General features: G+C 63.3%; 8 protein-coding genes. 1 reads left to right on the top strand and 7 read right to left on the bottom strand.

Going from position 1 to position 15,599, the window contains the following annotated elements:
* The first annotated feature begins 131 nt into the window (after positions 1-131).
* Positions 132-1,211, top strand: a complete 1,080-nt coding sequence (locus EB75_RS06190; protein ID WP_073694592.1) for a hypothetical protein — start codon at positions 132-134, stop codon at positions 1,209-1,211.
* 7 nt (positions 1,212-1,218) lie between these two features.
* On the opposite strand, the gene EB75_RS06185 is transcribed toward EB75_RS06190, so the two are convergent.
* From EB75_RS06185 to EB75_RS06155, 7 genes are all read right to left on the bottom strand, one after another.
* A complete protein-coding gene (locus tag EB75_RS06185; RefSeq protein WP_142239455.1) occupies positions 1,219-1,833 on the bottom strand; it encodes a hypothetical protein in 615 nt (204 codons plus the stop codon).
* Between the two features lie 109 nt (positions 1,834-1,942).
* The gene (locus EB75_RS28695) at positions 1,943-2,860 is read right to left on the bottom strand and encodes a hypothetical protein (protein ID WP_142239454.1); all 918 of its coding nucleotides are present in this window, start codon (positions 2,858-2,860) and stop codon (positions 1,943-1,945) included.
* A gap of 200 nt (positions 2,861-3,060) precedes the next feature.
* Complete coding sequence (locus EB75_RS06175) at positions 3,061-7,053, bottom strand: Eco57I restriction-modification methylase domain-containing protein (RefSeq protein ID WP_286150095.1); 3,993 nt, start codon at positions 7,051-7,053, stop codon at positions 3,061-3,063.
* Positions 7,054-7,352: 299 nt separating this feature from the next.
* The gene (locus EB75_RS06170) at positions 7,353-10,112 is read right to left on the bottom strand and encodes a helicase-related protein (protein ID WP_353651647.1); all 2,760 of its coding nucleotides are present in this window, start codon (positions 10,110-10,112) and stop codon (positions 7,353-7,355) included.
* Positions 10,113-10,218: 106 nt separating this feature from the next.
* On the bottom strand, positions 10,219-12,087 hold the full coding sequence (locus tag EB75_RS06165; protein ID WP_168175993.1) for a DUF262 domain-containing protein: 1,869 nt from the start codon (positions 12,085-12,087) through the stop codon (positions 10,219-10,221).
* 297 nt (positions 12,088-12,384) lie between these two features.
* Positions 12,385-14,268 (bottom strand): propionyl-CoA synthetase, encoded by a 1,884-nt coding sequence (locus tag EB75_RS06160; protein WP_073694586.1) that lies wholly within the window; start codon positions 14,266-14,268, stop codon positions 12,385-12,387.
* Entirely contained in the window at positions 14,265-15,590 is a 1,326-nt protein-coding gene (locus EB75_RS06155) for an aspartate aminotransferase family protein (RefSeq protein WP_073694585.1), read from the bottom strand. The genes EB75_RS06160 and EB75_RS06155 overlap by 4 nt, the downstream gene beginning before the upstream one ends.
* Positions 15,591-15,599: the final 9 nt, after the last annotated feature.

Here is a 15,599-nt window from a genome sequence, read left to right as displayed (position 1 = left end):
CTGGGGAATTACGTGACAGCAACCCCTGGGGAATTACGTGACCGACGACATTCGATCAGGCAGTTTCGATTTATCACCCCGATACGGTTCTTCGGTCGCTCGAACATGATGGTTCAGGAACTGAACCCGGTTTGAAGGACGCCGACGGCAAATGGGACCTGCGGCCCCACGCTGGCCGCATCATCACCGTCGACAACCACGTGCTCAAGTCCTGGAACGACATCCTCGAAGGAGGCCAAGTCCCAGTCGAGCAATCACGGATGGTGTACACCGTCAACCGGTCGGTCGCGAGCGTGCTGGAAAAGCTCGCGGACGCACCGAGGATCGGGGCATTGAACCTGCAGTTCAGTTCCGGCTGGCACGAGAAGAACGACCGGACCAAGGGGTATTTCGAGTCAGATTGGGGAGTTCCTGAATCGTGGGATCAGGTGATCCTGCAAGGACCGCACCTGTTCGTCGCCACCCCGTTGTACAAGTCGCCGAACCCCACGATGCTGCACAACCAAGACTGGACCGCCACCGACTTCGAAACCCTCGCCGTGGATGCGATACCCGCCACGTCCTACAAACCCGCAGGCGACAGGGCCAAATACGACGCCGACTACACGAGCTGGCGAATCGATGGGACAGAGGTTCGGGCGCGGGACTGCTACCGCGTGGCGTGGCGACGAATGGCTGCCAACACCGGTGAACGGACGCTGATCCCAGCGATCATTCCGCCAGGCACGGCGCACCTGGACGGCGTCGCGTCGGTCATGACGCCCGGACTCGGCGAGACCGCATTCGTCGCGGCGCAGTTTTCCTCGCTGGTTTCTGACTTTTCCGTGCGAGCTGCGCCGAAGAACGATATTCGGTCAGCCACGATCAACCGGCTGCCATTGGTGACTTCCGAAGGCATTCGCTCGCTTCTCATCGAGCGCGCCCTCCGCCTCAACTGCGTCACCACCGCCTACGCCGACCTCTGGCACGACGTCACGGGAACCCCCTGGACTCCGAACACCCCACACCGCAAGCCCGAGGACCGCCGCCAAGCCCTCGTCGAAATCGACGCGCTCGTCGCGCTCGGCCTGAACCTCACCGCCGACGAGCTGTGCACGATCTATCGCACCCAGTTCCCCGTACTCTACGGCTACGACCGCAAAGCCGGTTTCGACCGCGAAGCGGCCATGCAGAAGGCTTTCCTACAGTTCGCGGCTCTCGGGTCTTCATGAGGCGTGACTACGCCTGCCCAATGAATGACTGCAGCAATGCTCTGGTCCGGGCAGGGAGTTTGCGGGGGAGCCGTAGCAAACGTTGCGCCGCACGTGCGCAATCCAGCCGTTCGCCGCGCAGCGGAGTTTGGTCGAGCTGCCAATCGATTTCGGCCCTGAACGTTGCGGCGATATCAAGCAGGGCGGCAATGTCGGCCAGGTCTTTGTCCGCCATTCGTTTGTCCCAGGCAAGGACTTTCAGAACCACGGCGCTTTCGACCGTGGGTACGGGGACCACGAATTCCCGGACGGCTCCATCCCGCAGTGTTACGCGGGTTTCGATCTGAATCGGGTCGATCGCCAGCGCCAGCGACAGGCCCGGTATCGGATCGAACCCGCGACCGCCAAGAATGACCGTTCCATCTGATGTAGTGCGGGGCACCAGCACATCGATGGATAAATCGCCCTCGCCAACTGACTTGACGTACTGGTTTCCGAAGACCGGCTGGTATCCGTGCAATTGGAGCGCCGTATGAAGCTCACCGCCTGCAGCCGCGAGGCGCGCGATGCCTGCATCGGCGTCGGTGGTCGCGCGGATCGTGGCACCGGGCGTTGGAAAGGCATAGCCCAGGAGGGCAACCATGTGGCCGCCTACCACGCGGTAGTCGGTCCGCGCCGCTGCGGACGCAAGATCGGACAACGCCAGGAATCCGAGGTCACTCGCGTTCGACGTCGATACGATATCTAACCGCCTACGCACCGTCGGTGTACCTCATGATGGCCTCCGCCAACTTCTCGGCGGCATCAAGTGCATCGCTGCCGAGCGCATGCGCGACATCCCATAGCGCGATGAGCGGATCGACAAGGCCCCCCTGGGGTTGGTACCAGTCGGCGGTAGCCCACAGTGTCCGGTCCTCAGGGACCTGCATGACCAGCGTGGCCTCGGCTTGACTTGCGCTGACGAATCCCCACGGTGTCAGGTCCACTAGTTCGGGTGTGTACACGTGGGCCTGGACGGGGAGCCTCCACGGCGCGTAGCGGTCGGCGGCCAGATCTCCTGACATACGCCCGGAAAGGCCGAGCTCGGCAAGCGCACGCGTGGCGATATCACCTTGCGGCGCAATGCCTTCCAGATGGTACCACCATTGCTTGAGCCCTCCTGCGCCGGGATAGGTACTCAGCCATTCATGCACCGTCACCGGCTTGGAAGACATGACCTTGAGGCTCTTGGCGACTGCTTGCTGGGAGGTGCCCACAGCTGCGGCAATGTCTGCCTGCCGAACGGTTTTCGGATCAAGGAGGCGGACTCGTTCGATCGCCCATCGTCCCCATGGCCGCCGTCGGGGTTCGGTTGTACATGTCGATGGTGGGTCGAGAAAATCTTTGGCGCCAATGACCACGCGGCGCTCATCAAACGTAACCAGGTCGACCTCTCCGCGCTGGGCCGCGCCGACGACAGCGGCACCGGCGCTATGCAGGCAATAGAGAACGCGCCGGCCTCCCGCAGTGCGACGGTCTGCCGCAATCTGGGCCGGATTGGGACTGTTCCCCAGCCGCGCCGTTGCCGCGACACGCGAGCCGTCAGGCAACACCAGGTCCAACTCATCCATGCCGCCTGAGACGTGAATACCGACCTCGCCGAGAAGGCCGAACGCGGCAGATCCGCTCATTGGCCAGCCCCTAGACTGCAAATACAACTGAATCTCTGAATCATCATGTTCGGTTGTTGGACTTATTCTCCAATAACATGTATACACGCGTTTCCGCGCACGAACCAGTGGGTGCAGCCGCCCCCTCGGCGAGCTGCCTTCTCCGGAGCTTTCCCGTCGAATATCGATCTGGCGCTCGCGGTGGCGGTGTTGGCGGTTCTTTACATGGCCTCGAACCGATGGAACGCCTGGCGCATGGCCGTTTCGCGGTCGAATCCGGCTTTGCGGTCGTAGCCGTAGAGCACGGGGAACTGGGTGCGGTAGATCGTGCACAGCTCGTCGGCGGTGAGGTTCAGGCCGAGCGCGACGAGGGCGTCGATTTCGACGAGGGCTTGGCGCCGGTCCCCGGGTTTGCGGTGTGGGGTGTTCCAGGTCCAGGGGGTTCCCATGACGTCGTGCCAGAGGTCGGCGTAGGCGTTGGTGACGCAGTTGAGGCGCAAGGCACGCTCGATGAGGAGGGGTCGCAAGTTTGAAGAGGTCACTAGCGGAAGCCGCGCAACGGTATCCCAAGAAATGCTCGATTTCGGCGCTGCGCGAACGCCGAAGTCTGCAATCAGCGACGCGACCATTGCCGACAGGACCGCAACTTCCTCTGGATCGGGCGAGGTTGCTGAATAGACCGTGTGGATATGCGCCGCACCCGGCGGAATTATCGAGCCGATCAGAGTTCTTTCGCCGGTGTTCGCCGCCATGTTCCGCCACGCGATTCGGTAGCAGTCACAGGCACTGATGCGTTTCCCGCCCACCTGCCAGCTGGTGTAGTTGGCGTCGTATTTCGCACGGCTACCTGCGGGTTTGTACGACGTGGTGGGTATCGCGTCTTCGGTCAATGTGGTGAAATCGGTGGCGGTCCAGTCTTGGTTGTGCAGCATCGTGGGGTTCGGCGACTTGTACAACGGGGTGGCGACGAACAGGTGCGGTCCTTGTAGGATCACCTGATCCCACGATTCAGGCACGCCCCACCGCGACTCGAAATAGCCCTTCTTGCGGTCGATGGACTCGTCCCAACCGCGCGAGAAATGCAAATCGAGGGAACCAATTCGAGGAGCTTGGGCAAGCTTTTCCAGCACGCTCGCGACCGACCGGTTGACGGTGTACACCATCCGTGATTGCTCGACTGGGACTTGGCCTCCTTCGAGGATGTCGTTCCAGGACTTGAGCACGTGGTTGTCGACGGTGATGATGCGGCCAGCGTGGGGCCGCAGGTCCCATTTGCCGTCGGCGTCCTTCAAACCGGGTTCAGTTCCTGAACCATCATGTTCGAGCGACCGAAGAACCGTGTCCGGATGGTAAAGCCAGGATGCGTTTGCGAACTGCGCCGCGCGTTCGCTGCCGAACACACTGATTGCGTACTGCTTGTGGTCCTCGATATCGGCGAATAGCCGCAACTCGTTGATGAAATGCCAGTGCCGCCGAAGACGCCGGTAGGTCGCGGCCCGGAAGCGTTGAGCCTTCTCGTCTGTGAAGTGTGAATCGAGATGAATCAGACAAACCGAACCTGTTGATTTGGCGTTTCGCCAGGTCCGTTCCATGAAACACCGGTAGAGGTCGGGCTGCAGGCCCTTCAAGTGCGGATACATTCGCACGTCGCCGACAAATGCCGCGGTACAGGCAACTTCCGCTGTCCCGTCAATGACCAGATCACGGACCCCAGGCAGGTCCAGAGCTGCCTCACGGTGCTGGGCAACTTCGGCTTGTGTCGCCTTCGCCTTCAACGAGAACCACGGGTCGCCCTCGGCGAGCAGCGCCTCGACATCCGAGCGGGGTCGCACCCACGGCGGGTTTCCGACCTGTAGATCGAATCCGCCGTTGTCGAAGACCGGCGCGAAGTCGAGCTCCCAGTGGAAGAACCCGTACCGATTCGCGATGCGTTCGCATTCACCCAACCACGGATTGTCGCCCACAAGCCGCGGAACGTCCGCGGCGAAAGCGAAGGCCAGATCGGTTGCCTCGGCCTCTTCCAATTCGTCCCAGGTGACGGCGTCGCCGAAAGTCAACTGCTCTTCGTGCCCACGCTTCACCTTGCCCTCAACTCCGAGCAGGGCCTTCATCACCTCGATCCACTGGCCAACCGTAGGCGGGGCAACATCAGTGGTCAGCGGCCAGAACCACAGCGCACACCACGCGTCCATCGCACGGCGAAGACGCCGGTAGGCACCGCTCGAATCCGCGAGCGAAGCCTCGATCTGCTCGCGGGTAACGGCTCCACCGACGGGAAGGTCGGTGGCACCCCATACCGCGATGTTGCGGCGGATTTCCGCCTCGGCGATCTGCAGCCGGCGGGCCGCGAAATCCCAGAGTCGTTCGGCACGACTCGTCAGCGTCTTCAATTCCTTGACCTGCGCCACCGTCAGCTTTGGCTTCAGCGCCTTGCGCCACTCCTGCAAGCGCTTCAGTTCAACGGGCGCAAGAGTCTTTGCCTCTTTCGCCTCGACCGCGCTCCCCCAGCCGGCGCTCGGCTTCAGGAACTCAAATACGCCACCGTCCAGTACCTTTCGCGCGCCGATGAGGGAGTTTCCGCGCCGCAGATGCAGACCGAACCACGGCGCCTCCAAGCCCTTGCCCATGGTCGCCAGCCACAGGGAGATTTCCGCGAATTCGACCGCCGTCGCATTCAGGTCTACCCCGTAGACCTGATGTAATGCCAAGTACGCCTTGACCTTTTGCAGTTCTGCCGCGTACCGGTCCGGGTCGATGCGCTCGCCCAGTTCGTGCTGGCGGCGGGTGAGGTATTGCTCGGCGAGCTGCGTCACGGCCTCGATCGCGAACGCCCCGGAGCCGAGCGCCGGCTCGCACACGGTGAGGTCGAGAATTTCCCGGGCGGTCGTCGTTTTCCCATCCTGATCGAGCAGTTCCGCCAGGGCCTGGCTCACCGTGAAGCGGGTCAACACTTCGGGGGTGTAGTAGGACGCGGATTGCTGGCGTTCGCGCCCGGCCAGCCGGAACACGAAGGTTCCACGCTGATGCAGTACCGGTTTGCTCTCACCGGTGTTCTCGTCGACGGCGCGGACAAAGTCGCCCTCGCTGATGCCGTCGATCCGATCATGAGGAACGACCCAGGAGCCTTTCGACGAATCCCCATTCTTCGCAACCTCATACAAGTCAGTCCCGGCGAAAAAGCCGGTATAACTCATCAGGCCCTCGTATACGGCACCAAGCTGATTGATGCCCAGCTCCGCGTACGAAATGAAGCCGCGGTCGCGGCCGGTCTGCTTCTTACTGAGCAGCAGATGCCGTAGCACCCGCTGCAGCTCACCGTTGCCGAGCTTCACCTCGTCGATTAACGCGGTGGCGGGGCCGAGGAACAGGTCGGCTTTCAGCGCGTTGAACGTCAACCCTTGTGCACGCGAACCTTCTTCGTCGTTCTCGACGCCGCCGTCATGTCCCTTGTCGATGCGTGTGAACAGCACACCCAGCGAATCGAACAGGTGGGTCCCATTCAGTGACCGTGGGCTGGCCAATTCAACAAGTGTCAGATCGCGCAGCCGGTCGAGGCTGTAGCCACGCTCATAAGCCTGCTCACCGACCGGCAGCACACCCAGCTCGGGCGACGCTTCGGCGTAGAGCAAGAACAGGATTCGGTACAGGAAGCGCAGCGACTGCCTCGCCAGCACCTGGGCCTGGTCCTGCGGCAGCGGTTCCAATCCCTGTGCCCGGCGGCGGTTGACCACCTCGTTGGCGATGATTTCGATCGACAGCCGAACACCTTCACGCAGGTCCTGCGATACACCGACGGTGTGCTTGACCGATTCGTCGAAAACGTCTGTCCACCAGATGTTTCCCTCGGCGTCCGGAGCCGCCGACTCAGCACATATGCAGGCCAGGGCGGTGTCGATTTCACCGGCCTTGGTGGCATCGGCGCGCTCCCCCACCAGCTGCAAATCGACAGCGAGGTAACGGCCTTCGGGCCAGCGTTCCCGCTCGGCCAGCAGCACGATCGATCCGGCGAAAACCAGTGCGAACCGAGGTCCGTCGTCGGTGACAAACAGGTGCGACAGCAGTCGGGCCACCGAGGTCAGCTCGGTCTTCTCGTCCACCAGGAACGGCTGCAGCAGATTGTCGGCGTCCTTGTCGAGCAACGCCTCGACCTCAAGGTTCGCTTCCGCATCGATCAGCGCCAACGGCGCGGCCCCGGACAGGCCGCTGGCACGCACAGTCAGGATGGAATCCCTTGGCTCGATGTCGAATCCGAGTCCCTCGAATCCCAGAGCGGTCCGCAGTTGGCCATAGAGGTCGGGCAGGTCGACGGTGCCTTCATCGAGCGCAGCGAAGCACTTGCCCAGCTGGTCGCGGACCTCCATATAGCGCGATCGGACCGTCGGCTCGACGTTGGCTTTCGCCTCGTCCCACACCTTACGGCGGGCCAGAACCCGCAAGCGGAACGACTGCTTGGTCGCGTCGGTGCCGAAGTAGTGCTCGCTGACGAACTCGCCACCGAGGATGATCGCATCACTCATCGGGTCTCTCCGATCAGCTCTGCCACGGATGTACCGGCAGGGATGACCACGAGCAGAGGCCGGATCAACGTCCGGTCCGGATTCATCTCCTCGGCCAGCACAGCCTCTTCACGCACGCGGGTCCGCCTGTCCTTCAGTTCTTTTCGCTGAACGAGCGCGTCGGCTTCGTCGTCCCACTTCTTGCTGCGCTCCACCCAGCGGTCGATGCGGCCGCGTGTCTCGGCCTTGATGGCATCGATCTGGCCCTCGACCACCGCCTGCGCCGAGGCCACCGCATGCTTCACGTACGGCTGCAGCTGATCGGCGTCCGCGACATCGCCGGTGTTGATGCTCGCCAGCTTCAGGTGTCCGATGGCCTCCTCGGCGGACGGATAGGGGCGCGCGAATCCACTGAATTCGTAGGGAAATTCGACGTTGATGTAGCTCGAAGCGACAACCTGACCGAGCGTATTCGTCAGGGTCGCCTGCGCCAGCACACTCGGAGCGCTGACGTCGCCGCGCACCACGAACACCTCGTTGCGGCCAAGCTCGGCCAAGGCCCGGTCGCTGGCCCAGTCCATGATCGGGTGCAGCGGCGCGAGATAATGTGCCTCCGGCCATGCCGAGGTGGACTGCCCCGACCGAGCCGCCGTGAGCTCCTGCTCCCCGCGCGCCACTGTGAACGCCAACCGGAACAGCTCAGTCACCTTGCGCGCCGACAGGTAGGACTGCGGCAGCACCTGCAGGCGCTGTTTCAGGTCCTTCGGTGGTTTGAGCACCGCGGACTTGTGCTGATCGTTACGCTGCCACGCCACCCCCAACGGCGGCTCCAGACCCGGTGTTTTGAGGAACTCGTCGAGGGCGTCGGACAGATAGTCGATATCGGTGGCATAGATGCCTTCGTGCTCCGTCGTCGGCTGTTCTGGCGCGGCCTGGGTGGGCATCGCCATCAGGCGGGCCAGCAGTCCGTCCATGCCGCCGGACGCCTGCACCTGGGCGACCGTCTTGACTACATCGTCGAGATCTTTCTTGCGGGCCAGCACATCTCGGATCGCGTCCTCTTCGGCCTTGACCTCGTAGGTGCCGATCAGCGACGCCGAGTCACCGAGAGCCTTGTGCGCCTCGTGTTCACGCTCGATCAGGCGGGTGAGAACCCTTATGTCCCCAGCGAATTCGTCAGTGTCGGGCTCCAACAGCAGGGTGGTGATCTCCGGGCGGTGCTTCTGCCCGTAGCGGTCGATGCGCCCGTTACGCTGCTCGATCCTGATGAGCGACCACGGTATGTCGAAGTGGATCAAGTGGTGGCACTGGCTGTGCAAGTTCACGCCTTCGGAGGCGACATCGCCGGTGACCAGGATGCGAATCGGCGAGGATTCCAGCTTGAAGGACTCCACAATGTCCTGCTGCTCGACATCCGACAGGCCACCGTGCAGGATCGCGACCTGATCCTTGGTGAACCCGAAGTCCTTCATCAGGCGCTTCTGCAACCAACCCAGCGTGGCGACCCGCTCGGCGAACACGACCGCGCGGGTCGGATTACCTTTCTTGACACCGATTTTGGCGAGGTACTCGACCAATGCGTCGTACTTCGCGGATTTTCCGACCTCGGCCTGCTGGGCGAGCGTCAGCAAATTATTCAGTGCCGCTTGCTCTTTCGACTCAACCTGTCGCTTGAGGCGTTCCTTGCAGGACTGGGCGAGCGCGGCCGGCGATGACAGAAATGCTTTGGCGAGGGTCCACGGAAACAGCGGGACGCTGGTCGGCGCACTGCCCTGTGGGTGCAGCCACACATCATTGAGCTCATGGGCGATCTGATTCTCGATCGGCGAAGCCTTCACGAGCAGATTGCGTGGCTCCAGCCGCTCGGCCCAGTCCGAACCGACCTCGCCCTTCACATCCGGGTGGTGACGGTGCCGGCGAATGATGAGGCGCTTGACCTGCTCCTCGTCGATGGTGCCGTCGGCCTTCACCGCGCTGGGTTCCAGCATGCGGATCAGTTCGGCGAACGACTCGGCTTTGCCGTTGTGCGGGGTTGCCGAGGCGAGGATCAATGCGTCAGACCTGGCGGCGAGTAGGCGGGCCAGGCGGTTGTTCTGAGACATCGTGTTCGTGACGTTGTGGGACTCGTCGATGACCACCGCGTCCCAGCGCTGCTTGCGCAGATGCGCAATGTACTTGTCGCTCTTGAGCGTATCGATGGAGATGATGACCCGCTTGTAATACGTGAACGGGTTACGGTTGGCCGGTAGCTCGCGGCGGATGCGCTGGATACCTGCCGAGTCCAGCCGGACAAACGGCAGCGAGAAGCGGGTCCACATCTCCATCTGGAACTGCTCAAGCACATGCTTCGGCGTGACCACTAGGATGCGTTCGCCACGGCCACGGCGGGCCAGCTCCGCCAGGATCATGCCAATTTCGAGGGTCTTGCCGAGGCCGACAGCATCGGCGAGCAGGATGCGTGGCCGCAGATTGTCGGGGTCGAGGGCTTGCCGCACGGCCTTGAGTTGGTACTTGAGCGTGTCGGCGAGGCCTCGGTTGGCGACCGTCAGTTCGGGGTCTGCGATCGGCACCGGCGTCTTGCGCAGCATCGCTTCCAGCCAGAGTTTCGTCTTGCGAAAGCCATGAGAGTCGTCACCCTTGACCTGCACCCCTGCCGGGTCGGATTCGATGATCTCGTCCAGTGCGGTCGAGAACGTCGCCTCAGTGTCGCGGACCAACTCAGACAGGCCGACTACGTGGACAAAGAAGCCGTCGGTCGCCGGGTCGACCTTGGTCACGAGCCAATCCTCGTCGCGGACAACAACAGTGGAACCGGGAGCGGCGGTAAAAGTTGCGGTCAACGTCGTGTTCCTCCTGTACGCACACCCGAGCAACGAATCGTCATCAGCTTCCCGTCGGCCCAGGCCAGACAGCGCAGACCGCCGCGGCCATTGTCCGTGAGCGTTCCGCAATGTCATCGTCGGTCCAGGATTCGGGATGGTCCTTCAGGATTGACTTATTCAGGACGAGCAGGCTGAAGGCATCAATCAGGCTGCGCTTGCCCTTTCCAGGCTGACCGCCTTCCATCAGGCCCGCGGCCTGCGCATCAGTCCAAGGCCGGTTCGACAGCGATGCGTTGAGCGACTTGGTCACCAGCGTCAGATTTCCGATCGTATTGATGTACTTGTCGCGCTTCGCCGCGTCTTCAGGCGACATAGGGGGCACCGTGTCCCAGTGCGTACGCCAGCCACGGGGCATAACGTGCTCGATTTCCAAACCAGCCGGCAATGAGATGTCCTCGTACATTGCGCTCTGTGCTCGCAAGTGTTGTTCGACGGCGCCGAGCACCACCCGCAGGCGGCCCTGGCGAATCACGCCGTAGAGCTTGGCTTCCGGAAGCTGCGTCCGTAGATCGAGATCGGCAGGCCACAGTCGAGTCTCAGCGGTCTGCGAGGCGAGGTACTCACGCAGCTTCTCACCAACCTCGGCTGCACTAATGTCGTTGAGCGACTTAAGGATCGCGACGACAAACTTGTTGACGTCCTTGGTTGTCATGCGCAGCAATGTTCTACGAATCACCCAGCTCTCCAGTGATTCGAGGCCGGCCCGCAGCTGCTGGGCTGGAACGTTGTGGTTCGGCGACAACAGCCACAGAAACACAGGCGTTATGGCGGCGAGCTCCATCGTCTCGATGACTCGGGAATAGAACCGACCTTCAGGCGTCGCCGCATCCAGTTGCGCAAAGGTTCGATAGGAATCAGCGTCCTGCCGAAGTTCAGTCAGGAGGCCGTCGGCGCAACCTGCCGACTTGAAGAGTGGTCCGGCGTAGGAGACGAAGATTCGGAAGATGTCCTCTGCCTTCACCTCGTCCTGGGTCCGCATCGTCAACCAGTATTGGAGGAAGATGTCGATGCGAGACTTCACGTGCCGGCCTTGCGGTATCTCCTCCCGCCACCAGGAATCATCAAATTCGGCCCAGTGGGTAACCGACCACTTCTCGACATTCGCCCCAATGGCCTCACCCGTCCTGAAGACCCAGTTCTTGATCAAATCGGCCTTCAACAGAGGGGTTCCACGATCATTCAGGGTCTCGAAGATCAGCTGCGCGTCATCGTGGCCAGTGAGGTCGATCGCAACGAGTATCAGGCGGTCCTGCAACGCGGAGGTCAGCGCTTCGACGCGCAATTCCTCTGTGCCCGGTGGAACATCCCCGTCGTCATCGGGTTCACCGGTCAGCCAGCGAGTCGCTTCTCGCCGAAAGAACTTGTGAGCGTCTAGGATTCGGTGCCCGCCATCCCAACGATCCTGCGGATCCATAGCTGCGGCGAAGGCAGAGCGATCGGCTTGCGACGGCCAGAGCTTGAACCGTTCGGGCTTGTCGACGAACGCCTTTTGCTTGTTGAGGATGAGGCCTTCCAGCGCCTCTGCAAGATCTTCGTGACCACGCTCCTCGATCACCTGCTGTACCGCGTCAAGCAGCAATTGCAGGGTAGTCATGCGTTGTTGGCCGTCGATGACCTCGTGACGAGTGACGTCGCCAGTGACCGGCGGCCTGGTCACGTAAACCACCGCGCCGAGAAAGTGCTGCCGGATTGCGGGTTCTGTCCCCGATTCCTTTGCTGCGATGTAACTCTCGGCGACCCGGAGCACATCATCCCAGAGTGGCGACCACTGATCTTCTTCATTCCAGACATACGGCCGCTGAAACGGCGGGATCTCGTAGTGCTCTTTACCCTCGAACAGCACTCGGGGGCTACGAGGATGCGCTTCCATGGTCAGGACCTCACGCGACCGGTAACGGGAGCACGGCAACCGCCCCGCCGGCATTCTTGGCGCTACGTGTCAGGACGTCCGACGCATGAACTTTCCTCGATCCCGAGCGTCCAAACGGAACTACCACGCCGTCGTGACCTTTGCTCATCCGTACCTCACTCATTCCCCACCGCTTTTCAGCATCGATGGGAGTGTAAGACCACTAACCGACACGGAATTTGCTCCCGGTACGATTTGCCAAAATCGGCTGTCGCAACGCCGCAGAATCTCGTGTCCCAAGTGACCGCCCGGCGGGAGTTACGTCGGCCGCAGCACCGGGATCAGCGCGTCGATCACCGAGCTGTCCTCGATGGTCGACGGCACGACGTAGTCGACGCCTTCAGCGATCTGCCGCATGGTCTTTCGCAGGATTTTCCCCGACCGGGTCTTGGGCAGGGCGCCCACGACCGTGACGTCCCGGAACGTCGCGACCGCGCCGATCCGGTCACGGACCATGGCCGCGAGTTCCTGCTGCAGCGTGTCGGGGTCGATGTCCTGGCCGGACTTGAGCACCACATAACCGCTCGGGCGTTGCCCTTTGAGGTCGTCGTGGATGCCGATGACGGCACACTCCGCGACGGCCTTGTGCCCGGCGATGACGGCCTCGATGGCGCCTGTCGAAAGCCGGTGGCCCGCAACGTTGATGACGTCGTCGGTGCGGCCCAGCACGGTCAGGTAGCCGTCGTCGTCGACGTACCCGAAATCACCGGTCAGGTAGTAGCCCGGGAACGCCGACAGGTACGACTGCACGAATCCGGTGGCGTTCTGCCACAACCCGGCGAGGGTGCCGGGCGGCAGCGGCAGCTTGATGACGATGTTGCCTTCGACGCCCGGCGCGACCGGATTACCGGAGGCGTCGACGATGCCGACGCGGTAGCCGGGCACCGGCACGGTCGGCGATCCGGCCTTGATGGGCATGGGTTCCAGGCCGCGCAGGTTGGCGCAGATGGCCCAGCCGGTCTCGGTCTGCCACCAGTGGTCGACGACGGGGCGCGCCAGCTTCTCGGAGGCCCATTCGTACGTGTCGGGGTCCAGCCGTTCACCGGCGACGAACAGTGTGCGCAGCGACGAAATGTCATGCGCGGCAAGCAGTGACGCTTCCGGATCGGCTTTCCGGATGGCACGCAGGGCCGTCGGCGCGGTGAACAGCGCCTCGACCCCGTGCTGCGCGATGACCCGCCAGAACGCACCGGCATCAGGAGTGCCGACGGGCTTGCCCTCATAGAGCACCGTGGTGGCGCCGGCGATCAGCGGCCCGTACACGATGTACGAGCTGCCCACCACCCACCCGATATCCGAGGCGGTCCACATCACCTGGCCGGCGCTGATGTCGTAGACGTTCTTCATCGACCACGCCAGCGCGACGGCATGCCCACCGTTGTCGCGCACCACGCCCTTGGGCTTCCCGGTGGTTCCGGAGGTGTAGAGGATGTACAGCGGGTCGGTGGCGGCCACCGGCACCGCAGCGACAGGCTCGGCGCTCGCCACCAACTCGTCCCAGTCCAGGTAGCCCGGGTAGTCGGCAGCCGCGCCGGCAATCTCGCCGCGGTTCTTGACGATCACCGTCGTCGGCGCGGCACTGGTCAGGGTCAGCGCCTTGGCCACGACGGGCAGGTACTCGACCGTCCGCCCCGGCTCCAGCCCGCCCGAGGCCGTCAGCAGCGCCACGGGCTGTGCGTCGTCGATGCGGGCCGCGAGCTCATTGGCCGCGAAGCCACCGAAGACCACCGAGTGGACGGCACCGATGCGGGCGCAGGCCAGCATCGCGATGACCGCTTCGGGGATCATCGGCATGTAGATCACGACGCGGTCGCCCTTGGTGACGCCTTGTGCGGCAAGCACTCCGGCGAACCGCGCGACGCGGTCGAGCAGTTCGGCGTACGTGAAGGACTGCTGCAGGCCGACCATCGCCGAGTCGTAGATCAGCGCGGTGCGGTCCCCGTTGCCGGCCTCGACGTGCCGGTCGAGCGCGTTGTAGCAGGTGTTGAGCTGACCGTCCGGGAACCAGCGGTAGTGCGGCGCCGCGGAATCGTCGAGCGCGCGCGTCGGTGCGACGGTCCAGTCGATGGCTTGCGCGGCCGTCAACCAGAACTCGTCAGGGCGCTCCGCAGCGGCCTCGAAAGCCTCGCGATAGGCACTCACGCGAGCTCCTTGGCGACCGCGGAGAACACCGTCATGAACCAGTCCAGGTCCGACATCGAGAACACAAGAGGTGGGCGCACTTTGAGGATGTTGCCACGTCCGCCGCACACAGAGATCAGAACCCGGTTTTCCCGCATCAAGTCGACGACGCGCTTCGCCCGCTCTCCGTCGTGTTCCTTGCTCGCCGGATCGGTGACGATCTCGATACCGGTGTAGAGCCCGCTGCCGCGGATGTCGCCGAGGAAGGGGTGGTCCCTGGCCAGCGCTGACAGTTCCGCTCGCATCTGCTCGCCGACGGCGCGGGCATGCTCGGCCAGCCCGTCGCCCTGGATGACGTCGAGGACGGCCTGCGCCGCGGCCATCGACACCGGGTTCCCGCCAAAGGTGTTGAAGTACGGGGTCTCCCGGGCGAAGGTGTCGAGAACCTCCGGGCGGGCCGCCATCGCGGCGACGGGAATGCCGTTGCCCATGGGCTTGCCCATCGTCACGAGGTCGGGCACCACGCCGTGCCGCTGGAAGCCCCACATGGCCTCGCCGGTGCGCGAAAAGCCCGGCTGGACCTCGTCGGCGATGAACATGCCGCCGGCGCGGTGCACGACGTCCACGGCGGGCCCGAGCACCGTCGGGTCGACGTAGATGCCGTCGGACGAGAAGATCGAATCCAGTAGCAGCGCACTGAACTTGTGGCCGTGCCGTTCGAGATCGGCGATGGCAGCGCCGACCTGGTCGGCGAACCAGCGGCCGAGCACTGCAGGATCGATACGGTAGGAGTCCGGGGCCGGCACGGTGCGGACGTTCGCCCCGAGCGGGACACCGACGCCCAGCGACGGCGACAGCGCCGAGATCAGCGCGCTGTTGCCGTGGTAGGCCTCCTCGGTGACGATGATCCCGGTGCCACCGGTGTACTCCTCGGCCACCCGGACCGCCAGGTCGTTGGCCTCGGATCCGGTGCAGGTGAACATGATCGAGGAGATTTCCGCGGGAAACGTGGCCAGCAGCTGCTCGGAGTAATCGAGGATGCCGCCGTGCAGATACCGGGTGTGGGTGTTCAGCTCCGACATCTGACGGGTGACGGCCTCGATCACCCGCGGGTTGCAGTGCCCGACACTGGCCACGTTGTTGTAGGCGTCGAGGTACTTGTTGCCCTCGGCGTCATACAGGTGCGCCCCGGAACCTTTGACCAGGTGCACGGGCCGGCTGTAGAAGAGCCGGTACGACGGACCCAGCGCCCGGCGCCGCTTCTCGACCATGGCATCCGTGGCGGGGTCGAGGTCCTCCCCTCCCGTGTAGCTGTTGGAATCCATGATTGCGGAAAAGGCCATGTTCGTTGT

The organism is Mycobacterium sp. ST-F2, assembly GCF_001905655.1.
GTDB lineage: Bacteria > Actinomycetota > Actinomycetes > Mycobacteriales > Mycobacteriaceae > Mycobacterium.
The sequence above is the reverse complement of the archived record's forward strand: the minus strand, read 5'-3'. Positions and strand labels throughout refer to the sequence as shown.